This window comes from Bacillus multifaciens (genome assembly GCF_030756675.1).
Classification (GTDB): domain Bacteria; phylum Bacillota; class Bacilli; order Bacillales; family Bacillaceae_G; genus Bacillus_A; species Bacillus_A multifaciens.
Window position 1 is genome coordinate 75,355 of the sequence record NZ_JAVBXD010000002.1, and the last position, 20,479, is coordinate 95,833.

Annotated in this window: 20 protein-coding genes, 1 pseudogene and 1 other annotated feature (1 of these 22 cut by a window edge); of the genes and pseudogenes, 16 read left to right on the forward strand and 5 right to left on the reverse strand. The window is 37.3% G+C overall.

Going from position 1 to position 20,479, the window contains the following annotated elements; translation table 11 throughout:
- Nucleotides 1-9, forward strand: a binding site (T-box leader) (it extends 245 nt beyond the left edge of the window).
- A 50-nt stretch (nucleotides 10-59) separates the two neighbouring features.
- The 3 genes and pseudogenes from asnS to Q9306_RS02100 all read left to right on the forward strand — a co-directional run bounded on the left by asnS (nucleotide 60) and on the right by Q9306_RS02100 (nucleotide 2,372).
- The gene (asnS, locus tag Q9306_RS02090) at nucleotides 60-1,451 is read left to right on the forward strand and encodes an asparagine--tRNA ligase (RefSeq protein WP_306194793.1); all 1,392 of its coding nucleotides are present in this window, start codon (nucleotides 60-62) and stop codon (nucleotides 1,449-1,451) included.
- Nucleotides 1,452-1,626: 175 nt separating this feature from the next.
- Nucleotides 1,627-1,821, forward strand: a pseudogene (locus tag Q9306_RS02095) (SDR family NAD(P)-dependent oxidoreductase); the annotation flags it as partial.
- Nucleotides 1,822-1,898: 77 nt separating this feature from the next.
- On the forward strand, nucleotides 1,899-2,372 hold the full coding sequence (locus tag Q9306_RS02100) for a hypothetical protein (protein WP_306194795.1): 474 nt from the start codon (nucleotides 1,899-1,901) through the stop codon (nucleotides 2,370-2,372).
- A gap of 248 nt (nucleotides 2,373-2,620) precedes the next feature.
- Here Q9306_RS02100 and rnhC read toward each other — a convergent pair whose 3' ends face one another.
- Nucleotides 2,621-3,559 carry a ribonuclease HIII gene (gene rnhC, locus Q9306_RS02105; RefSeq protein WP_306195157.1) on the reverse strand — a complete coding sequence of 313 codons (939 nt, stop codon included), beginning with the start codon at nucleotides 3,557-3,559 and terminating at the stop codon, nucleotides 2,621-2,623.
- 124 nt (nucleotides 3,560-3,683) lie between these two features.
- On the opposite strand from rnhC, the gene zapA reads away from it, so the two are divergent.
- From zapA to Q9306_RS02135, 6 genes are all read left to right on the forward strand, one after another.
- The gene (zapA, locus tag Q9306_RS02110; RefSeq protein ID WP_306194797.1) at nucleotides 3,684-3,953 is read left to right on the forward strand and encodes a cell division protein ZapA; all 270 of its coding nucleotides are present in this window, start codon (nucleotides 3,684-3,686) and stop codon (nucleotides 3,951-3,953) included.
- Nucleotide 3,954: 1 nt separating this feature from the next.
- Entirely contained in the window at nucleotides 3,955-4,494 is a 540-nt protein-coding gene (locus Q9306_RS02115) for a CvpA family protein (RefSeq protein WP_306194799.1), read from the forward strand.
- A gap of 54 nt (nucleotides 4,495-4,548) precedes the next feature.
- Complete coding sequence (gene polX, locus Q9306_RS02120) at nucleotides 4,549-6,267, forward strand: DNA polymerase/3'-5' exonuclease PolX (protein ID WP_306194801.1); 1,719 nt, start codon at nucleotides 4,549-4,551, stop codon at nucleotides 6,265-6,267.
- 20 nt (nucleotides 6,268-6,287) lie between these two features.
- Nucleotides 6,288-8,648, forward strand: a complete 2,361-nt coding sequence (locus tag Q9306_RS02125; RefSeq protein ID WP_306194803.1) for an endonuclease MutS2 — start codon at nucleotides 6,288-6,290, stop codon at nucleotides 8,646-8,648.
- 226 nt (nucleotides 8,649-8,874) lie between these two features.
- Nucleotides 8,875-9,951: a nitric oxide synthase oxygenase gene (locus Q9306_RS02130; protein ID WP_306194805.1), complete on the forward strand. Its 1,077-nt coding sequence runs from the start codon at nucleotides 8,875-8,877 to the stop codon at nucleotides 9,949-9,951.
- Nucleotides 9,952-10,259: 308 nt separating this feature from the next.
- Nucleotides 10,260-11,456, forward strand: coding sequence for a class I SAM-dependent rRNA methyltransferase (locus Q9306_RS02135; RefSeq protein ID WP_306194807.1), 1,197 nt, complete (start codon nucleotides 10,260-10,262; stop codon nucleotides 11,454-11,456).
- Between the two features lie 207 nt (nucleotides 11,457-11,663).
- Here the strand turns inward: Q9306_RS02135 and Q9306_RS02140 are convergent, their stop codons facing one another.
- Nucleotides 11,664-11,858, reverse strand: a complete 195-nt coding sequence (locus Q9306_RS02140) for a YwbE family protein (RefSeq protein WP_306194809.1) — start codon at nucleotides 11,856-11,858, stop codon at nucleotides 11,664-11,666.
- Nucleotides 11,859-12,032 carry a hypothetical protein gene (locus Q9306_RS02145; RefSeq protein WP_306194811.1) on the reverse strand — a complete coding sequence of 58 codons (174 nt, stop codon included), beginning with the start codon at nucleotides 12,030-12,032 and terminating at the stop codon, nucleotides 11,859-11,861. It abuts the gene before it with no gap.
- A gap of 448 nt (nucleotides 12,033-12,480) precedes the next feature.
- Between Q9306_RS02145 and isdC the strand changes: the two genes are divergently transcribed.
- The 7 genes from isdC (at nucleotide 12,481) to srtB (ending at nucleotide 18,989) form a co-directional block, all read left to right on the forward strand.
- Complete coding sequence (isdC, locus tag Q9306_RS02150; protein WP_306194813.1) at nucleotides 12,481-13,140, forward strand: heme uptake protein IsdC; 660 nt, start codon at nucleotides 12,481-12,483, stop codon at nucleotides 13,138-13,140.
- A gap of 31 nt (nucleotides 13,141-13,171) precedes the next feature.
- Complete coding sequence (locus Q9306_RS02155; protein WP_306194815.1) at nucleotides 13,172-13,639, forward strand: NEAT domain-containing protein; 468 nt, start codon at nucleotides 13,172-13,174, stop codon at nucleotides 13,637-13,639.
- Nucleotides 13,640-13,684: 45 nt separating this feature from the next.
- On the forward strand, nucleotides 13,685-15,475 hold the full coding sequence (locus tag Q9306_RS02160) for an NEAT domain-containing protein (protein ID WP_306194818.1): 1,791 nt from the start codon (nucleotides 13,685-13,687) through the stop codon (nucleotides 15,473-15,475).
- Between the two features lie 83 nt (nucleotides 15,476-15,558).
- On the forward strand, nucleotides 15,559-16,455 hold the full coding sequence (gene isdE / locus Q9306_RS02165) for a heme ABC transporter substrate-binding protein IsdE (protein ID WP_306194820.1): 897 nt from the start codon (nucleotides 15,559-15,561) through the stop codon (nucleotides 16,453-16,455).
- Nucleotides 16,448-17,431 (forward strand): FecCD family ABC transporter permease, encoded by a 984-nt coding sequence (locus Q9306_RS02170; RefSeq protein WP_306194822.1) that lies wholly within the window; start codon nucleotides 16,448-16,450, stop codon nucleotides 17,429-17,431. Before isdE ends, Q9306_RS02170 begins: the two co-directional genes overlap by 8 nt.
- A complete protein-coding gene (locus Q9306_RS02175) occupies nucleotides 17,421-18,191 on the forward strand; it encodes an ABC transporter ATP-binding protein (protein ID WP_306194824.1) in 771 nt (256 codons plus the stop codon). The genes Q9306_RS02170 and Q9306_RS02175 overlap by 11 nt, the downstream gene beginning before the upstream one ends.
- A 66-nt stretch (nucleotides 18,192-18,257) precedes the next feature.
- Complete coding sequence (gene srtB / locus Q9306_RS02180; RefSeq protein ID WP_306195159.1) at nucleotides 18,258-18,989, forward strand: class B sortase; 732 nt, start codon at nucleotides 18,258-18,260, stop codon at nucleotides 18,987-18,989.
- Between the two features lie 88 nt (nucleotides 18,990-19,077).
- On the opposite strand, the gene isdG is transcribed toward srtB, so the two are convergent.
- Nucleotides 19,078-19,401, reverse strand: coding sequence for a heme oxygenase (gene isdG / locus Q9306_RS02185; RefSeq protein ID WP_306194826.1), 324 nt, complete (start codon nucleotides 19,399-19,401; stop codon nucleotides 19,078-19,080).
- 513 nt (nucleotides 19,402-19,914) lie between these two features.
- Nucleotides 19,915-20,367, reverse strand: coding sequence for a hypothetical protein (locus Q9306_RS02190; RefSeq protein WP_306194827.1), 453 nt, complete (start codon nucleotides 20,365-20,367; stop codon nucleotides 19,915-19,917).
- Nucleotides 20,368-20,479 lie beyond the last annotated feature (112 nt).

The following is a 20,479-nucleotide window of genomic DNA, read 5'->3' on the forward strand; positions in this document are numbered from 1 at the left end:
GTCCCTTTATGGATGTAAGGTTTTTTTGTATTTAAATATAAGTGAAGGAGAATTTCAATATGGAAAACACATTAGTAAAAAGTCTGTATAGAGACACTGATAAATATGTAGATCAAAAAATACAAGTATCAGGTTGGATCCGTAACTTACGCGATTCAAAAGTATTTGGTTTTATCGAATTAAACGATGGTAGCTTCTTCAAAAGCGTTCAAATCGTTTTCGATACAGAACTAGATAACTTTACTGAAATTGCGAAGCTTCCATTAAGCTCTTCTATTAAAGTAGAGGGAACATTAATTGCAACGCCAACTGCAAAACAACCGTTTGAAATTAAAGCGGACAAAATCGAAATCGAGGGATTATCAGATTCTGATTATCCGTTACAAAAGAAACGTCACACGTTTGAATATTTACGTACAATCGCTCATTTACGTCCAAGAACAAATGCATTCTCGGCAACGTTCCGCGTACGTTCTATCGCAGCTTTTGCGCTTCATCAATTCTTCCAAGAGCGCGGTTTTGTTCACGTTCATACACCAATTATTACAGGAAGTGATACGGAAGGTGCAGGCGAAATGTTCCGCGTAACAACGCATGACATGAACAACGTGCCAAAAGGTGAAGATGGAAAAGTAGACGATTCAAAAGACTTCTTCGGCAGAGAAACAAACTTAACAGTAAGTGGACAATTGAATGCAGAAGCGTATGCATTAGCATTCCGTGATGTATACACATTTGGTCCAACGTTCCGTGCTGAAAACTCAAACACAACTCGCCATGCTGCTGAGTTTTGGATGCTTGAGCCTGAGATTGCATTTGCTGAATTAGAAGATGTAATGAACCTGACAGAAGATATGCTGAAATATGCAATGAAATACGTATTAGAGCATGCACCAGAAGAAATGGAATTCTTCAACAGCTTTGTTGATAAAACAGTTCTAGAGCGCATGAATAACGTAATTAACTCTGACTTTGGACGCATCACATACACAGAAGCAATTGAAGTACTTCAAAAATCAGGTGCAGACTTTAAATACCCAGTAGAATGGGGCATTGATTTACAAACAGAACACGAAAGATACTTATCAGAAGAAGTATTCAAACGTCCTGTATTCGTAACAGACTATCCAAAAGATATTAAAGCATTCTACATGCGTATGAACGATGATGGTAAAACAGTAGCGGCTACTGATCTTCTAGTTCCTGGCATCGGCGAATTAATCGGCGGAAGTCAACGTGAAGAAAGAATGGATGTTTTAGTAGATAGAATTAAAGAACTAGGTATGAATGAAGAAGACTACTGGTGGTACTTAGAGCTTAGAAAATACGGCGGTACAAAACATGCTGGATTTGGTCTAGGTTTCGAACGTTTCTTAATGTACATCACTGGTATGGCAAATATTCGTGACGTCATTCCATTCCCAAGAACACCAGGTTCTGCGGAGTTTTAAGATTAGAATAAACAATGAAAATGCGAGAGGGATAACCTCTCGCATTTTTATATTAATTCTATCTGTAAATCCAATCTAGTAAGAGTATTTCAAAATTTGTTGTTCATAGTCGTCCCTCTATTTCATATATAGTAAAATGAACTATTTATTGAAATAGAGGGAGGGTTTTGGAACTATGGGGGGAATAACAACGAATCCAGAGTGGACGGTGCTCGGCAAGTATGTAGTAATTACTGGTGCAACTAGTGGTATCGGGTTAGCTGCGGCTAAGGCGCTTGCAGCGCGAGGGGCGAAGCTGGGAATTGTTGCACGTAACCAGAATAAAGCAAATGACATTGTGACTCAAATTAAGGATTCAACGAATGGAAGTTTCACTTTATTAAAAAGCGGCAGGAAGAGATGCGATGTAAAGAGAAAAATTACGTAGAAGTGAAAGGAGCTGAATTTATGAAAAAAAGAATGGTATGTTTCTTAGCAATCATGCTAATGAGTTTAAGTGCATGTGGAAATGAAAAGCAAGAAAAAGTAGTTCCAACATCACAAGAGGCAGAGGTTGTTACATTCCAAGGAAAAGAGATAAAGGAAATTCAGCTGACATCTACGAAATCAAAAGGGACGAAAGTATTGAAAAAAGCAGAGGACATGAAACAACTTGTATCTGCGATGGAGCAGGTTGGATTGGCGGAAAACGGCGATGAACCGAAAACATTATCATTAGATGAAGAAGCTAAATCGGCTATTTATTACAATATGTCTATTGATTATAGTGATGGATCAACTGGAAAATACTTTGTTTGGGTAGAAGATGACGGGGATATTGTAATTGGGCATAAAGATACGCCAGAGAAAGAACGTCTTGAGTTTTATGATTTAAAAGAAGTGTCAAAAAAAGTTGCAGAGACGTTTAAAACAGAGCAGTAAAACAAATGAGCTGACTAAAGTCTATTTTTTAGTCAGCTCATTTCACTTTTTAGTATAATCTAGTTCAGTAGCTCGACCACTCTCATGTCGAATGTTGTCGAATGGTCTTTAAATTGTGTCGAAGCGCCGATATATTGTAAAAGTCGTCGATAAATGATGGGTTAGCGCCGAAATATCGAAAAAAGCGCCGGAATATTGAATGAACCGATTGTTTAGCCTATACGCATCCTGTCCATACTGAAAAATAACTATTTCTTCAACAATCGAAACGCCTTTTCCGTATTTGCAAAATGTAATTTCACAAACTCAGGTAATCTTTCTTTCCCAAGCTTTTGAATTAATTTCGCTGCTGCAATATCGACTTGTTTCCCAGCGCCTTTCGGAAGTTCCATGCCTGCTTTTTTGCTTAGTTCAGCAAACTGTTTCACAAATGAATAACGGGCCAAAATGGAAGCCGCTGCAACGGCGATATGTACACTTTCGCCTTTTGTAGCGAAATAGACATTTTCGCGCTGAACGTTTTTTTGTTTGGCCAAATATTTGTAATATGTAGCCGGTTGTGTGAACTGATCAATTAAGATGCCTTCTGGTTTCGTTGGTGCCATTTTAGCCAATAAGTTTGTAATAGCTTTATTATGAAGCAGTGCTTTTAGTTGTCCTTGATTATGACCTTTTTCAAACATTTCGTTATATTTTTCGTTATGCAGAACAAGAGAGCTGTAAGGGACAACTGCTAGTAGTTGTTTTGCAATTTCACAAATTTGGGTATCGTTTAAGTTTTTTGAGTCTTTGACGCCGAGTTCTTTTAATAATGGAATTTGCGTCGCATCGACGTATACCGCAACAACTGTCATCGGTCCAAAATAGTCTCCTGTTCCGACTTCGTCTGAACCGAGAATAGACATAGTAGCGATAGAAGCTGGTGGTGCATAGGCATGGTTGTCTACACTTTTTTTGACAGAGGTTTTTGGCGCCGCGGCATTTGCTTGCCATTGACTTGCTTCTTCTGTCGCCCGTCCACCTTGGAACATGACTTTTCCTGATTTATAGGCTGTAATTGTGCAAGATGGAACCTTCGCCATGAAGACACCGCCTTGAGGAACTTTTGGCTGCACGGCTTGTGCGTACTTTGTTTTCATGTCTTCTATAACCGTAGAGTTTACTTCAATAACAATAGAATTTGACAAAATGGTTGCTCCTTTTTCATTATTTATATTTTTATCATATCGAATTGTTGTTTCTGTTTCCATATGATGTTTTTTCATGGTATGATAATCTTTAGGATTCTGTACGGGATTGGAGGACAGTAAGTTGTCACAACAAAAGGGAAATCGAAGTCGAATTAATGTAGAAATTTACGGTCAACAATATTCAGTTGTTGGCGATGAAAGTACAAGTCATATACGCATTGTCGCGGCGATTGTGGATGATAAAATGCGCGAACTAAATGCTAAGAATCCTTCGCTTGACACAAATCGATTGGCGGTGTTGACAGCAGTCAATGTCGTGCATGATTATATAAAATTAAAAGAAGAAAATGAAAAGATGAAAGAAAGAATGAGACAAAAAGGAATGGAATAACATGGTTGATATTATAATCATTTTACTGCTTGTTATGGGCTTTCTTCTTGGTTTAAGAAGAGGTCTAGTACTACAACTTGTAAAATTAGCAAGCTTTATTATTGCTTATCTTGTAGCTTATTGGTATTGCAAAGATTTAGCACCTGCATTGCAAAAAATGATTCCGTATCCATTTAAGCAAGAAGTAAATGTGCCGAATTGGATCGATGCAAATAGCATGGAAACAGTCTTTTACCAAGCCATTGCGTTTATTGCGTTATTTATCATTACAAAAATCGCACTAACATTGCTTGGACAGCTTTTGAACATGTTTACAGAAATTCCTGTTGTGAAACAGGTTAATGCATTAGGTGGAGCGATTTTAGGGTTTTTAGAAGTATATATTATATTGTTTGTATTAATTGTGATCGGTACGGTACTTCCGGTTCAACAAGTACAAACGTCACTTAATACATCAACAATAAGCAAAGTAATAGTAAATGATACACCGATTCTTTCTGAAAAAGTTAAGGAATTATGGCAGACAGGTAGCAAAGTATAACTTCTCTTCTTTAGAAAGAGAAGTTTTTTTCTATGATGGGAAGGCGGGAGAAGAATGAAAGTAAATAAAAAACAAGTGATTAAATTACTTGAGACGATTGCACTTTTCATGGAACTAAAAGGGGAAAATCCTTTTAAAATATCAGCATTTCGTAAAGCGGCAGCAGCGTTAGAAGGCGACGATCGCAGCCTTTCGGAAATTGAAGATTTCACGAAAATACCAGGAATCGGAAAAGGAACAGCGGCTGTTATTGCAGAATATATTGAAGCTGGAACATCAGAAGTGCTTACAGAGCTTGAAAAAGAAGTGCCGAGCAGTTTATTACCGCTGTTAAAATTACCAGGTCTTGGCGGAAAAAAGGTTGCGAAGTTATATAAAGAGCTTGGTGTTGTAGATATGGACACATTAAAGAAAGCTTGCGAGGAAAAGCAAGTTCAAGCACTTGCTGGGTTCGGTAAGAAAACGGAAGAGAAAATACTAGAGGCAATCGCGCAGGTTGGTTCCAGGCCAGAACGTCTTCCGATAGCAATGGTGCTTCCTATTGCCGGGGAAATAGAGAGGAAATTGTCGAATATACCAGAAATTATTCGCTATTCTCGTGCGGGAAGTTTGCGCCGCGTTCGTGAAACAGTGAAAGATTTGGATTTTATTATTGCGACAACAGAACCAAAAAAGGTGCGCGAGCATTTACTGCAGTTTGATAATATGATAGAAGTAATCGCAAGCGGCGATACAAAGGTTTCCGTACGCCTTCAGTATGAGTATGATATTTCGATTGATTTCCGTCTTGTGAAGCCGGAAGAGTTTATCACTACTCTTCACCATTTCACTGGTTCAAAAGACCATAATGTAAGAATGCGCCAAATTGCCAAAGATAAGGGCGAGAAAATTAGTGAATACGGTGTTGAAAACTTAGAAACGGGAGAAGTGCAGACGTTCGAAACAGAAGAAGCATTTTTTGCACACTTTGGACTTCCATTCATCCCACCAGAAGTACGTGAAGATGGAAAAGAGATTGATCTAATTGAGCAATATCCGAATTTCGTTCAGTTCTCTCATATTCAAGGTGATTTACATATGCATACAACGTGGAGTGACGGTGCTTTTGCTATTGAAGAAATGGTACAAGCATGCCGTGCTCGTGGATATAAGTATATGGCGATTACGGATCATTCGCAGTATTTGAAAGTGGCCAATGGATTAACGAAAGAGCGCCTTCGTGAACAAGGCAAAGAAATTGAACGTATAAATGAAAAGTATCCGGATATTACTATTTTACGTGGTATTGAAATGGACATTTTACCAGATGCAACACTTGATTTTGATGATGACGTATTAGCAGAGCTTGATTATGTGATCGGGGCGATCCATTCTAGTTTTTCACAAGACCGTGAAACAATTATGAAGCGCCTGCGCGCTGCAATTGAAAATCATCATGTAACAATGATTGCGCATCCGACAGGCCGCTTAATTGGTCGCCGCGAAGGCTATGATGTCGATACAGATTTATTAATTGAGCTTGCGAAAGAAACAAATACAGTACTTGAATTAAATGCAAATCCAAACCGTTTAGACTTAAGTGCGAAGCTGCTAAAGCAAGCGCAAGATGCGGGTGTGAAAATCGCCATTAATACAGATGCTCATACGCTTGAAATGTTAGAGGATATGGAAATTGGCACTGCAGCTGCCCGCAAAGGTTGGATTCAAAAAGATACCGTTATTAATACGTGGGATATTGAACGTTTATTAGATTATATTAAGCGTAATAAGTAACACAAGGGGGACGTGCAACTATGTTAGAAAGAACGTTGCGTGTATTAGAATATGAAAAAGTAAAAGAACAATTGCTGGAACACATTGCTTCTTCACTTGGACGAGATAAAGTAAAAGGGCTTGTGCCAAGCACAGATTACGAAGAAGTGGTAAAAATGCAGGAAACAACAGATGAAGCTGCGAAGGTCATACGTTTAAAAGGGCATGTGCCGCTTGGCGGGATTTTTGATATTCGTCCAAATGTAAAGCGTGCGAAAATTGGTAGTATGCTAAGTCCGCATGAACTTTTAGATATTGCAAGTACGATGTATGGCAGCCGCCAGATGAAACGATTTATTGAAGATATGATTGAAAATGGTGTGGAACTGCCGATTTTAGATACGTATGTAGCACGCATTATATCTTTATATGATTTAGAAAAGAAAATTACAAATTGTATTAGTGATGGCGGAGAAGTAGTTGATAGTGCGAGTGAAAAGCTACGTGGTATTCGCCAGCAAATTCGTACAGCGGAAAGTCGCATTCGTGAAAAGTTGGAAAATATGACGCGTTCTTCAAACGCACAGAAGATGTTGTCAGATGCAATCGTAACGATTCGTAACGATCGCTATGTAATTCCAGTTAAACAAGAATACCGCGGTGTATATGGTGGTATCGTTCATGACCAATCTGCTTCTGGCCAAACATTATTTATCGAGCCGCAAGTCATTGTAGAACTGAATAACGCACTGCAAGAAGCGCGCGTGAAAGAAAAACAAGAAGTAGAACGCATTTTAATGATGTTAACAGAAGAAGTAGCAACTGAGGCTGATATTATTTTAGAAAACGTCGATGTTGTGGCAGAGCTTGATTTTATTTTCGCAAAAGCTTTCTATGCAAAACGATTAAAAGCAACAAAGCCAATTTTGAACAATGAGCGTTATATGAACTTACGCCAAGCGCGTCATCCGCTTATTGATCCGAAAGTTGTTGTGCCAAACGATATTGTGCTTGGAAAAGACTTTACAACAATTGTTATTACTGGACCGAATACAGGAGGTAAAACCGTTACATTAAAAACGGTAGGGATTTGTATTTTAATGGCGCAATCTGGTTTGCACATTCCTGTTTTAGATGAGTCCGAAATTTGTGTGTTTAAAAATGTGTTTGCTGATATCGGTGATGAGCAATCCATTGAGCAAAGCTTAAGTACATTCTCCTCTCACATGGTAAACATTGTTGACATTTTAGAACAAGCTGACTTTGAAAGCTTAGTATTGTTTGATGAATTAGGAGCAGGGACAGATCCGCAAGAAGGGGCTGCACTTGCGATTTCCATTTTAGATGAAGTGTATAACCGCGGTGCACGCGTTGTGGCAACGACGCATTACCCTGAGTTAAAAGCATACGGCTATAATCGTGAACAAGTTATTAATGCAAGTGTGGAGTTTGATGTAAACACATTAAGCCCAACGTATAAATTGTTAATCGGTGTACCAGGGCGAAGCAACGCTTTTGAAATTTCAAAACGTCTTGGATTATCTGACCGTGTAATTGACCGTGCTCGTGGTCATATTAGTACAGAATCAAATAAAGTAGAAAATATGATAGCGAAGCTTGAAGAAAGTCAAAAGAACGCTGAGCGTGAATGGAATGAAGCAGAAGAGCTTCGTAAGCAATCTGAAAAGCTTCATAAAGAATTGCAGCGTCAAATTATCGAATTTAACGAAGAACGTGATGAAAGATTACTAAAAGCACAAAAAGAAGGCGAAGAAAAAGTTGAATTGGCGAAGAAAGAAGCGGAAGAAATTATTCGTGAACTTCGTCAATTGCGAAAAGCAAAGCTTGCTGATATTAAAGATCATGAGCTTATTGAAGCGAAAAGCCGCTTGGCAGGGGCAGCGCCGGAGCTTGTGAAAAAACAACAAACAAAAGTGAAAAACACAGCACCAAAACAAGTATTAAGACCAGGCGACGAAGTAAAAGTATTAACGTTCGGTCAAAAAGGTCAGCTTCTGAAAAAAGTAAGCGACAACGAATGGAACGTCCAGATCGGAATTTTGAAGATGAAAGTGAAAGAGTCCGATATGGAATACATTAATACGCCAAATCCTGTTGAGAAAAAAGCAGTGACAGCAGTAAAAGGAAGAGACTATCACGTTTCATTGGAACTTGATCTTCGCGGCGAACGTTTTGAAGATGCGCTAGCACGTGTAGAAAAGTACTTAGATGATGCGCAGCTTGCGAGCTATCCGCGTGTTTCGATTATTCACGGGAAAGGAACCGGGGCACTGCGTCAAGGTGTACAAGATTACTTGAAAAAACATCGCGGCGTGAAAAGCTTCCGTTATGGTGATATGGGCGAAGGCGGCCTTGGCGTGACAGTTGTAGAACTGAAATAGGAAACGAAGCAAAGGGGAAACGGCTATGTTTATGGACAAACTTGCAAAAGTATTGTTAGCTTGTTGCGGAACGTTTTTTATTATTGGGGTTATATATTTGCTGTTTTTTGCGAAATAAGGGAGAGGACACCACTTTTGGTGTTCTTTTTCATTGGCTGTTTTCTAGGCACGAGTAGAAGATGTTATGTATAATAGAGAATGTTATACAAGAATAGAAGGTGACGCTATGATTACAACGAAAAAACTATTAGAGGAAGCAACTAATTTTATTACAGATTGCTACAACGAACTAGAAAAATCTCATGAAATTCAAGATAGATTATCACAAATTGAATCTGAAATACAAATGACAGGAACGTATGAACATACTTTTGAAGAGCTTGTTCACGGAGCGCGAATGGCGTGGAGAAATAGTAATCGCTGCATCGGTCGTCTGTTTTGGAATAAACTGCATGTTTTAGATGCGCGTGATGTAAATGATGCAGAAGGTCTGTACGAGGCGTTGCTTCATCATATTCAATATGCAACAAACGATGGAAAAATTCTACCTACGATTACTATTTTTAAACAATATCAAAATGAGCAAAATCAAATTCAAATTTATAATCATCAATTGATTCGCTACGCAGGATATGAAACCGAGCATGGCATAATCGGAGATTCTCAATCCCTATCCTTTTCATCATTTTGCCAAAAACTTGGCTGGAGTGGGCAAGGAACACATTTTGATGTGCTGCCGCTCGTATTTTCAATTGATGGAAACGAGCCAGTGTATATGCCAATCCCAGCAGAAGATGTAAAAGAAGTGCCGCTAGAACATCCAGAGTATCCTTTTTCTGCTTTAGAAGCAAAATGGTACGGTGTTCCGATAATCTCTGATATGCGTTTAGAAATTGGCGGTATCTCTTATACAGCTGCTCCTTTTAATGGCTGGTATATGGGAACAGAAATCGGTGCACGCAACTTAGCTGATCAAGATCGTTATAATCTGCTTCCAGCTATTGCGGAGATGATGGGATTAGATACGTCAAGAAACAGTACACTTTGGAAAGATAAAGCATTAATAGAATTAAATGTAGCTGTTTTACACTCTTTCAAAAAACAAGGAATAACCATTGTAGATCACCATACAGCGGCGCAGCAGTTCAGTCAATTTGAAAAACAAGAAGCAGCATGCGGCCGTTTAGTCACAGGAAACTGGGTATGGTTAATTCCGCCTATATCTCCTGCAGCGACGCACATTTATCATAAGCCTTATCCAAATCAAGTACTTACACCTAATTTTTTTCATAAAAAAGGGTAAGAGCTTGTTGTGTGGATAAAAAAATAAAAAGGACCGTTTATCCCGCTATTCGCGGTCAGTAAAGGCAAGGGCATTACGGGGAAGAAAACTGCCCGTAAAAGCCCGATTGCTGAGAGCTTTCTAGCAGTGAGAAAATCATCACTGATGGAAGTTTCACTTTACGGACGATACTAAATAAACGGCCCTATTTCTTTGCTTCTAACATAGAGTGGTTTCATACATAAGAAAAGTTGTTACAAAACTTCTGACTTCGTATAGGGCCTTTCGTAATAGCTAGAAAGCATTGGAATGGAAAGGTAGGATATAGAATGAAGACAGAAGTTGTATTAAAGATTAAGACGAAATACATAAACGAATTAAAAAGTGGCTATCCACTTATTTCGAAAGAAGCGATTATCAATTTACATGATGTAAATACAGAAGGTACAATCGTAAAACTTGTGGATGACAAAAATAAGTTTATTGGTACAGGATATTACGGTAAACAAAATAAGGGATATGGCTGGATTTTAACAAGAAACGAACAAGAACAAATTGACCAAGCCTTCTTTGAAAAGAAGCTTAAATCTGCTTTAAGTAAACGTAAAAACTTTTATGAGGATCCAGATACAACCGCATTTCGCGTATTCAATGGTGAAGGTGATGGAATCGGCGGCTTAATCATTGATTACTATGCTGGGTATTACGTGATTAGCTGGTATAGCGAAGGCATTTATCAATTTAGTAAAGAGATTATCGAATCCTTACAGAATGTGACTACATTTAAAGCGATCTATCAGAAAAAGCGCTTTGATACGAAAGGTCAATATATTGAAGAAGACGATTTCGTAACAGGAGAACGCGGCGAGTTTCCGATTATCGTCAAAGAGAATGGTGTTAACTTTGCGGTATATTTAAATGACGGAGCAATGGTTGGTGTCTTTTTAGATCAACGTAATGTAAGAAAGCAAATTCGTGACAAATATGCAAATGGCAAGACAGTCTTGAATATGTTCTCCTACACAGGTGCGTTTTCTGTCTTTGCAGCACTTGGCGGAGCAGCAAAAACGACAAGTGTAGACCTTGCGAACCGCAGCTTAAGTAAAACAATTGAGCAATTTAGTGTAAACGGCGTTGATTACGAAGCGCAAGATATTATTGTAGAAGACGTATTTCACTATTTCAAATATGCAGTAAAAAAAGCGCTGAAGTTTGATATGGTCATTCTGGACCCACCAAGCTTTGCGCGTTCAAAAAAATATACATTTAGCGCCGCAAAAGATTATAAAAACTTATTAAAAGAAGCAATTGCGATTACAGAAAATAACGGTATTATTGTCGCTTCGACAAATTGCAGTGCTTTCGGTATGAAAAAGTTTAAAGGATTTATTGATACGGCATTTAAAGAAATGAACGGCAAGTATAAAGTATTAGAAGAACATTCATTGCCAGAGGACTTCCGGACTATTTCGCAGTTTCCAGAAGGTGATTATTTAAAAGTTGTGTTCATTAAGAAGATAAAATAAAGACCTCTTTCTTTTTAGGTGGCCAAGAGTACCTGGTCGTGTGTAGAATTTCCTGCCATGTGCAAGGTTTAAAACAAAGAGAGAAAGCAAGTGCAGGTCAGATTCTGTATACTAGCGACTTATATGTTGAAAAGTCAAAATGGGTTTATGTATCGGTGATAAAAAGTATTGGAAAAAGGAGCTCAAGTATAAAATGAGCTCCTCTTTCTATTGTACAATGTGCTGTACACGACCAACTTGTCCGTCATGTAAACGTACTTTGATGCCGTGCGGATGAGAAGGTGAGTTTGTCAAAATGTCTTTCACAATCCCTCTTGTTAATTTCCCTGTCCGCTGATCTTGCTTTAGAACAATGTCAACTTCGAGACCAGGCGATATATTTGCGCGTTTCTGTCCGTTCATTTATACACCTGTGCGTCTGCGTTGATTGTTTGGTTTCTTCGTTTGTTGATTTTGCAGCTTCTTCGTTGCTTGATTTTGATTTTTAGCATTTGATCCGTTGTCATTTCCTTGCTTTTTCTTCGCAAGTTGCTCACGCATTAAATCGGCTAGGCTTACTTTTTTATTTTCTGACATGAAAAGTCTCCTTTATGAATAATAACTTTGTATAGTAAATACTATCATATCATTGTTGAGATTAGAAATGAAGAAACTATACAGATGAAATTTCATACATAATGTAGTTGACAAAATTTTCATGATTAAGATAAGATTGTGTTGTAGTTGTGAAAAATATGGAAATAAAAGGGGGGATAGATAAGAGAAGAGCGTTGTTAGAAACGTAATAGTATGTTTAGGTAATGAGGTGATAGAAAAATAGAATAGGGAGTTTATTTTTTTAAGTTCAATTGAGAATGATAATCATTTGTGTGTGTGCATATCTTTTGTTAGGAAATGTGTCCTGTCAAGATAGTGTGAGAAAAGATTATTTTTTTTCATATACGATGAGAATAATTATCATTATCGTGTAACCGTTTGATGAGAAAATTCCATAACAAAGTTTGAAAAGGAGAACGTAATCAAAATGAAAAAGTTTTTTGCATTACCAGCATTTATTGTAACACTTGTATATATGATTACTTTTCTCGTAGCACCAACCCCGCAAGCTTCAGCGGAACTTGCTGATGGTACCTACGATATTAGCTATGTCATCAAAAAAGCAGAAGATGATTCAGCTTCTATGGCCAATGATTACTTTGAAAAACCAGCTAAGTTAATCGTAAAAAATGGAGAAATGAATGTACAAGTTCCGATGAATCATAGTACATGGATTACGGAATTTAAAGCACCTCAAAATGGCGGCTATGTTGATGCAAAAGTAGTGAGCTCTGATGCTGGGGCTGATAAAAGAACAGTAGAGTTTAAAGTAGATGATCTCTCAAAACCGTTAGCTGCAAAAATTCATGTTGTTGTACCATCTGCAAATTATGATCATCACTATACAATTCGTTTTGCGTTTGATGCAAATGTAAAAGCAATAAGTGGTGGAAACGTGGCAGCAGGGACAAAAGTGGATGCTCCAAAAGAAGAGAAAAATAAAGAGGCAGCAACTGACAAATCGAAAGGAAATGCTGAGAAAACAGCAAATCCACAAACAGGAGACAACACAAATATTGTAGTGCTCGTTGCGATGCTTCTTGTTTCAACTTTGTTTTTAGTTCGAAAAGTGAAATTTAACAAATAACGATGTATTCATGAGAAGGAGTGGAAAATGTATGTTTAAAAAACTTAAAATGGTAATTGCTGTTTTTGCGGTAATGTTTACATTTATGGCTACATTAGGTTCTCATCAGGCACAAGCAGCTACAAAATTAGCTGATGGAAAATATAATATTGCCTTTACAGTATGGAAAGGCGATAAAGATGAGATTTCTAGAATGGGAAGCTATTTTGAAAGTCCTGCTGTATTAACTGTTAAGGGTGGAAAACAATATGTTTCTTTTAAATTGAAAGATAGTTCATCAATTAAAGGGTTTCAGGTAGAAAAAGATGGTCAGCTAGTAGATACAACTGTATTAAGTGAGAATAAAAAAGAGAATACGAGAATCGTAGAGTTTGAAGTGAAAGATTTATCAAAGCTGTTAAATAGCAAGGTAAAGATTAATATTCCAATCATTAATTACAATGCTTCATACGATATTCGAATTGGATTTGATGTAAATAGCATTGTAGCTAGTAAATAAGAGTAGGAAGTTCCATAAAAATCAAATAGAAGGAGCGGAATTTCATTGAGTAGGTACTTTAAAATCGTTATCGCAATGTTTTTAACGATATTTACATGTTTAACAACTTTGAAGCCCTTAAGCGCACAAGCAGCGACACAATTAGCTGATGGTGAGTATTCTATTGCATTCAAAGTATTAAAGGATAAAACAAACGAAGAATCAATGATGAATCAGTATTCTGTTAGTCCAGGGACTCTGAAAGTAAAAGCCGGAAAGAAAAAGGTCTCTTTTACATTAAAAAATAGTTCGTGGATTACAAAGTTTCAAACAGAAAAGAACGGTGTATTTGCTGATGCAAAAGTGTTAAGTGAAGATAAGAGTACAGACACGCGAGTTATTGAATTTGACGTAGACGATTTACAACAAAAGCTAAATGCAAAAGTAAAAGTAGATATTGATGCTATGAATTATCACCATTTTTATGATGTTCAAATTCAATTTGATTCAGCAAGTATAAAAGCAATTAAAGTAACAAAACTAGAAGAAACAAAAAATCCAGATGAACAAAAGGACCCAGCTACTAAGCCAGATCCAAATGAAAAACCAGACCAAGGTCAAAAGCCCGACCAAAAGCCAGACCAAGGTCAACAAAATAATTTTAACACAATAAAAGATGGCGAGTACAGTATCGCTTTTAAAGTGTTAAAAGATAAAACAGACGAAATTTCAATGATGAACACATATACACAAAGTCCAGGAACATTGAAAGTGAAAGATGGAAAGAAATATGTATCGTTTACACTGACAAATAGTTCATGGATCACAGAATTTGAGTTTGAAAAGAACAATGCGTTTGTTGATGCAAAAGTGTTAAGTGAAGATAAAGAGAAAGATACAAGAGTAATAGAGATAGAAATAGATGATCTATCAAAAAAATTAAATGCAAAAGTAAAAGTAGATATCGATTCTATGAATTATCATCATTTCTACGATATTCAATTTGCATTTGATAAGGATAGTGTAAAACCTGTAGGTAACCAAGGCGGAGACAAGAACCAAGACGGAGACAAGAACCAAGATGGAGATAAGAACCAAGACGGAGACAAGAACCAAGACGGAGACAAGAACCAAGACGGAGACAAGAACCAAGACGGAGACAAGAACCAAGATGGAGATAAGAACCAAGGCGGAGACAAGAATCAAGGTGGAAATCAAAACCAGGCAATTGATCCAAAAAATTTAAAAGACGGTGAATATGATATCGCTTTTAAAGTGTTGAAAGATAAAGCAGATGAAATCTCGATGATGAATCAATATGTTGTCAGTCCTGCAAAGTTAACCGTGAAAAATGGTAAGAAATCTGTTGCTATGACATTAAAAAATAGTGCATGGATTACAAAATTCCAAACGGAAAAGAACGGTGCATTTGCTGATGCAAAAGTGTTAATTGAAAATAAGAGTGCAGATACGCGAGTTGTTGAATTTGATGTAGATGACGTATTTAAAAAGTTGAATACAAAAGTAAAAGTAGATATTGATTCTATGAATTATCATCATTTTTACGACGTTCAAATTCAATTTGATCCAGCAAGCATTGCAGCATTAGGAACAACTGTAAAATCTCCAGTGATAAGCAACCCGATGGTAACGCCAACACCGCTAGGAGGTAACACGGAAACTCCTAATTTTAATCGGAATGCTGATGGTAAAAAACAAACTTCAAATACAAATAATGGAGTGAAAAAAGAACAAAATGCGAAAACGGCAGATACAGCACAAATGGGCTTATATGCAGCATTGTTACTTGGTTCATTTGTTCTGTTAGTTCGTAAATATAGAGCTGGTAGATTGTAATTTTTATAAGTCTTGATACACAAAAGCGTGTATCAAGACTTACTTGTATTCGTGTTTTGTCTAGAAAGGAGCGATGATCGAAAGTGAAGAAAATCGCAAGTATGTTTATGATTGTTTTGCTTTTATGCGGCATAGCAGGCTGTTCATCACCTAAAAAGGAAACGGCAAAAAAAGTGACTAAGGATGATCAGCGCGTCATTGCAACGACTGTTGCCGTGACAGAAATTATGGCCGCTTTAGAAGTAGAGTTAATTGGTGTTCCAACGAGTTATAAAACGTTACCAAAGCGCTATAAAGGGCTTCCGGAAATCGGAAATCCGATGAGCCCTGATATGGAAAAAGTAAAATCAATGAAACCGACAGAAGTGTTATCGGTAACAACGCTTGAATACGAGTTAAAACCAGTTTTTAACGAAACGGGTATAAAAGCAAGTTTCTTAAATTTATCAAGCCTTAAAAATATGCAAAATACCATTACTGATTTAGGGAAGAAATATGATCGCCAGCAGCAAGCGGAAGCAGTTGTGGCGAAGTTTGATAAAAAAGTAGCGGACATACAAAAACAAGTAAAAGGGAAGAAGTCACCAACTGTTCTTATTTTACTAGGGGTACCCGGCAGCTATTTAGTTGCAACAGAGCATTCGTATATTGGTGATCTTGTGAAGCAATTAGGTGGAAAAAATATTGTACAAGGTGAGAAGGTAGAATATTTAGCTTCCAATACAGAATACTTAAAAAAGGCTGATCCAGATATTATTTTAAGAGCCGCTCACGGTATGCCGGATGAAGTTGTAAAAATGTTTGATAAAGAATTTAAAACAAATGACATTTGGAAGCATTTTGCAGCAGTAAAGAATGATAGAGTTTATGATTTAGAAGAACGCTTATTTGGAACAACAGGAAATCTAGCAGCTACGGAAGCGTTGGATGAACTAAAGAAAATGATGTATCCATCAATAAAGGAAGATTACAATGAATAAAAAGTTTTGGAGCTTTTTTATCGTAATTACTTTACTTATCGGAATGACAATTGTGTCAGCGGTGAAAGGAAGCTTAGAAGTAGGCGTTATTGATTTAATACAAGGTTTATTTACAGGAACAAATGAAGATGTAGAAGTAATTAAAGACTTGAGGTTGCCGCGTATTATTATTGCAATTTTTACAGGAGCAGCACTTGCTGTTTCAGGTGTACTTTTCCAAGCTGTCATGAAAAATCCACTTGCAGATGCTGGGGTCATCGGGATATCCTCAGGAGCTAGCTTTATGACACTTGTCATTATTACGCTGTTTCCACAACTATTTTTCTGGACACCGTTATTTGCTTTTTTAGGCGGGGCGTTTGCTTGTTACCTTGTGTATTCATTTTCTTGGAAATCAGGCCTGAGTCCACTACGCATTATTTTAATCGGGATTGCAATTAATGCGATGTTTACAGGATTAAATGAATCATTTGTTACGATTTGCGGCTATTTTATTAAAAGTATAAAACAGACAACAACATCGAATATCACGATGAAAACGTGGAGCGACGTAGAAGTAATTGTTACATATGGATCTATCGGCCTCATTTTAGCACTATTTCTGGGGGCGTGGTGTAATCTTTTATCACTACAAGATAAAACGGCAAAAAATTTAGGGCTTCACGTAACGAGAGTCCGTCTTATCATTTCTGTCATAGCTGTTTTATTAGCAGCTGTATCAACCGCTATTGCAGGTGTAATTGCCTTTGTCGGTCTCCTTATTCCACATATCTCACGGCAATTTGTCGGTTCAGACCATAAGGTACTCATTCCATTTTCAGCACTTGCAGGGGCCTTATTAATTTTATCAGCAGATACAATCGGTCGTATGATTGTACCGCCTAATGAGATTCCAGCAGCGACAATTATGGCTATAATTGGCGGACCATTCCTCATATTTTTACTTAGAAAGAGTGATCGAATCCATGGAAATTAAAAATGTAACCTTTTCGTATGACGATAAGACAGATCGTTTAAAATCTGTAAATAGTAAGATTGAGATTGGGAAGATCACGACTATTATCGGTCCGAATGGTTGTGGGAAGTCTACGCTGCTTGGTGTAATGTCTCGAAATTATATGCCCCGCAGCGGTGAAGTTATATTAGATGGGGAAACCATTAGTCAATATAAACCGAAAGAATTTGCTCGTAAATTAGCTGTTGTTCATCAGCATAACGAAGCACCTTCAGATATTACAGTTGAAAAATTAACAAGTTTTGGTCGTATGCCCCATAAAAGCTTATTCTCTCAGCAAACTGAAGAGGATATGGAAGCAATTGAACGAGCATTAACTTGTACAAATCTTCAAGCAAAACGCAATATGACAATCGATTCATTGTCTGGAGGAGAAAGGCAGCGTGTGTGGATTGCAATGACATTAGCCCAAAGTACACCGATGCTTTTCTTAGACGAACCAACTACGTACTTGGATATTTACTATCAGCTTGAAATATTAGAATTAATTAAAGAGTTAAATGAAGTGTATGGACTGACCATTGTAATGGTATTACACGACATTAACCAAGCGATTCGGTACAGCGATCATATTATTGTGATGAAAGATGGAGAAATTGTTATGAAAGGTACGCCAAATGATGTGATTACAGAAGATATGATTAAAACAATTTATGGTGTTGATGTTGTTGTAAAACATGATGAAGATACGGGATTGTATATGGTTCCAATGGGAATTTAAAAAGCGGATTTCTATCATTGCAATTCGTTTTGAGGTGATAACTTGAACAAGAATAGAAAAACTACGATGTTTCAAAGATTGCTTACTATTATTTTTTTAGGGATATTTTTTTACTCGATCTATGAACTAGGCGGTATTTTCATGGATTATTATGAAAATCGAAAAGTAATGGCAGAAGCACAAGCAATCTATCATAGAAATGAAGGAGAAACGAACAGTACAGAAGGGAAAATCCGTTCTCAGTTTAATAGCTTACGTGAGATTAATCCTGAAATAGTTGGATGGGTGACGGTTGACGATACACATATTAACTATCCAATTGTTCAGGCGAAAGATAATGACTACTATTTATATCGAAATTATAAAAAAGAAGATATGAGAGCCGGAAGTATCTTCATGGATTATCGTAATCAAGTATCTTCGTCAAATCAAAATACAATCTTATACGGTCATCGTATGAAAGATGGTTCTATGTTCGGAAACCTAAAAAAGTTTTTAGATGAAGATTTTTTTAAGTCTCATCCAAAATTTTATTATGACACGTTATATGAAGGATATGATGTTGAAGTTTTCTCTATTTATACAACAACGACAGATTTTTATTACATACAAACTGATTTTGCAAATGATGATGAATATGCAAACTTCTTACAAAATATTCAAGAGAAATCTCTATATAAATCAAATACAACAGTAACAGCAGACGATCAAATTATTACGTTGTCTACATGTGATTATGCCGTCCATTCAACAGCGGGAAGATTAGTTTTGCACGCGAAGTTGATGAAACAGCATTGAGCATAAAAAAGAAGGTATAAAAGTGAAAGAAGATATATAACTTCTTTCGCTTTTATACCTCAAAATAAGGAAGGTACAATCAAACAGTTTATTGAGCAGCTGCAATTGGCATACGAACAATTTTTACATCATAGAAGGAAATTTTATTTTCAATAATATACTCTGGTAAACCTCCGCGATGTGAATGAGCATCTTTAAATGCATCACTGCGTGTCCAGCCTTGGAAATCTTCCTTCGCATTCCAGCGAGTGCTAATGGTAACCTCATCATAATCAACCGTATTTTCAGTTAAAAGAACTTCTAATCCTAAAAAGCCAGGCATAGTTTCCACTTTACCTACTTTATTGAAACGCTCAATTAATTTTTGAGCATCCCCTTTCGTAATCTTTGAAGTATTTGTCACAATAATCATTAGTAATTCCTCCTAGCAATCTATTTATCCCGCATTAACTGGCAGTAAGACCCCCACCTCAAGATTCAGAGAGAATCGTTGTCCAGCTCCAATGGCTAGAATGTTCGGTGGCTTCGCTTCCTCCTACGAGGTAAAAAGCACCTCTATGTCAGAAGCTCCATCCTCCTCACATTCTGAACGAGCCACTTTCGCATTTCTTAGGAAGATAGGTGGGGGCTGACCATCAGTGGGAGATGAAAAAACTCTCCACTGATGGAAGTTTCACTTTATAAAGTCATATTTTAAATTAGTAACTTCAAATCGTATCTTTTATTAATGATAATGAAAATCATTATCATTGTCAATAGAGATTAGGATGATTTAGTTAATTAAAGTAATAATTGTTAATTCTGATTGACTATGGTGTAGGAATTGGTGGTAACGAGGAAATGAGTTAAAACAAAAAGCCCCTTCAGTGTATGAACTGAAGGGGCTTTTTGCTCGTATCTCCTAAATTGTAGATGATATATTCCTTTATGGAGTAATAGGGCTAAGAGGAGCGTAAGGATAGTGAGGGAGACCATATGAGGTGACAGGAGTAGGTGAAAATTGATCATGCAAGACTGTATTTCCTTCTTGCGGAACACCCGCAGCATTGACTCCAAATGTGTTCGTGATGATAGATTTGGCAGGTCCATATTGAGAGGTCACAAGTACTTCGTAGCAAGGACTTGGTTGCTGAAAAGAATTTGGGAGAACTGCGTGAATCACGAGAAGATTACGAGGAGGAATTGTAAACGTGAACGGTGTAAAAATTGGTTGAACGTTGTCAGGTGTAACGATGTTGCCTTGCTGAGGTTGAATCGTTTGTGTGGTGTTTAAAGTTGGATTGACGACTTGTCCACATAAATATGCAGACTTGGCAACCTCGGCAGGATTACACGTATTTTGCCAATCTAACACGGATACGGTGACGGTTTGGGGCATGTTGTAATCCTCATTTAAAAGCGTGACGATCACGACATCGGTATTGGGGTTTCTCCATATAGCTCCTGTTGTAAATAAAGTGGATTCCCTTGGATACTTTGGAGCCGGAGCA

What these genes read in the sequence shown, in the direction of transcription:
- asnS (WP_306194793.1), top strand. Translation starts at nt 60, where the DNA reads ATGGAAAACACATTAGTAAAAAGTCTGTATAGAGACACTGATAAATAT.
- Q9306_RS02100 (WP_306194795.1), top strand. Translation starts at nt 1,899, where the DNA reads ATGAAAAAAAGAATGGTATGTTTCTTAGCAATCATGCTAATGAGTTTA.
- Q9306_RS02115 (WP_306194799.1), top strand. Translation starts at nt 3,955, where the DNA reads ATGGTTGATATTATAATCATTTTACTGCTTGTTATGGGCTTTCTTCTT.
- polX (WP_306194801.1), top strand. Translation starts at nt 4,549, where the DNA reads ATGAAAGTAAATAAAAAACAAGTGATTAAATTACTTGAGACGATTGCA.
- Q9306_RS02125 (WP_306194803.1), top strand. Translation starts at nt 6,288, where the DNA reads ATGTTAGAAAGAACGTTGCGTGTATTAGAATATGAAAAAGTAAAAGAA.
- Q9306_RS02130 (WP_306194805.1), top strand. Translation starts at nt 8,875, where the DNA reads ATGATTACAACGAAAAAACTATTAGAGGAAGCAACTAATTTTATTACA.
- Q9306_RS02135 (WP_306194807.1), top strand. Translation starts at nt 10,260, where the DNA reads ATGAAGACAGAAGTTGTATTAAAGATTAAGACGAAATACATAAACGAA.
- Q9306_RS02140 (WP_306194809.1), bottom strand. Translation starts at nt 11,858, where the DNA reads ATGAACGGACAGAAACGCGCAAATATATCGCCTGGTCTCGAAGTTGAC.
- Q9306_RS02145 (WP_306194811.1), bottom strand. Translation starts at nt 12,032, where the DNA reads ATGTCAGAAAATAAAAAAGTAAGCCTAGCCGATTTAATGCGTGAGCAA.
- isdC (WP_306194813.1), top strand. Translation starts at nt 12,481, where the DNA reads ATGAAAAAGTTTTTTGCATTACCAGCATTTATTGTAACACTTGTATAT.
- Q9306_RS02155 (WP_306194815.1), top strand. Translation starts at nt 13,172, where the DNA reads ATGTTTAAAAAACTTAAAATGGTAATTGCTGTTTTTGCGGTAATGTTT.
- Q9306_RS02170 (WP_306194822.1), top strand. Translation starts at nt 16,448, where the DNA reads ATGAATAAAAAGTTTTGGAGCTTTTTTATCGTAATTACTTTACTTATC.
- Q9306_RS02175 (WP_306194824.1), top strand. Translation starts at nt 17,421, where the DNA reads ATGGAAATTAAAAATGTAACCTTTTCGTATGACGATAAGACAGATCGT.
- srtB (WP_306195159.1), top strand. Translation starts at nt 18,258, where the DNA reads ATGTTTCAAAGATTGCTTACTATTATTTTTTTAGGGATATTTTTTTAC.
- isdG (WP_306194826.1), bottom strand. Translation starts at nt 19,401, where the DNA reads ATGATTATTGTGACAAATACTTCAAAGATTACGAAAGGGGATGCTCAA.
- Q9306_RS02190 (WP_306194827.1), bottom strand. Translation starts at nt 20,367, where the DNA reads ATGCCCCAAACCGTCACCGTATCCGTGTTAGATTGGCAAAATACGTGT.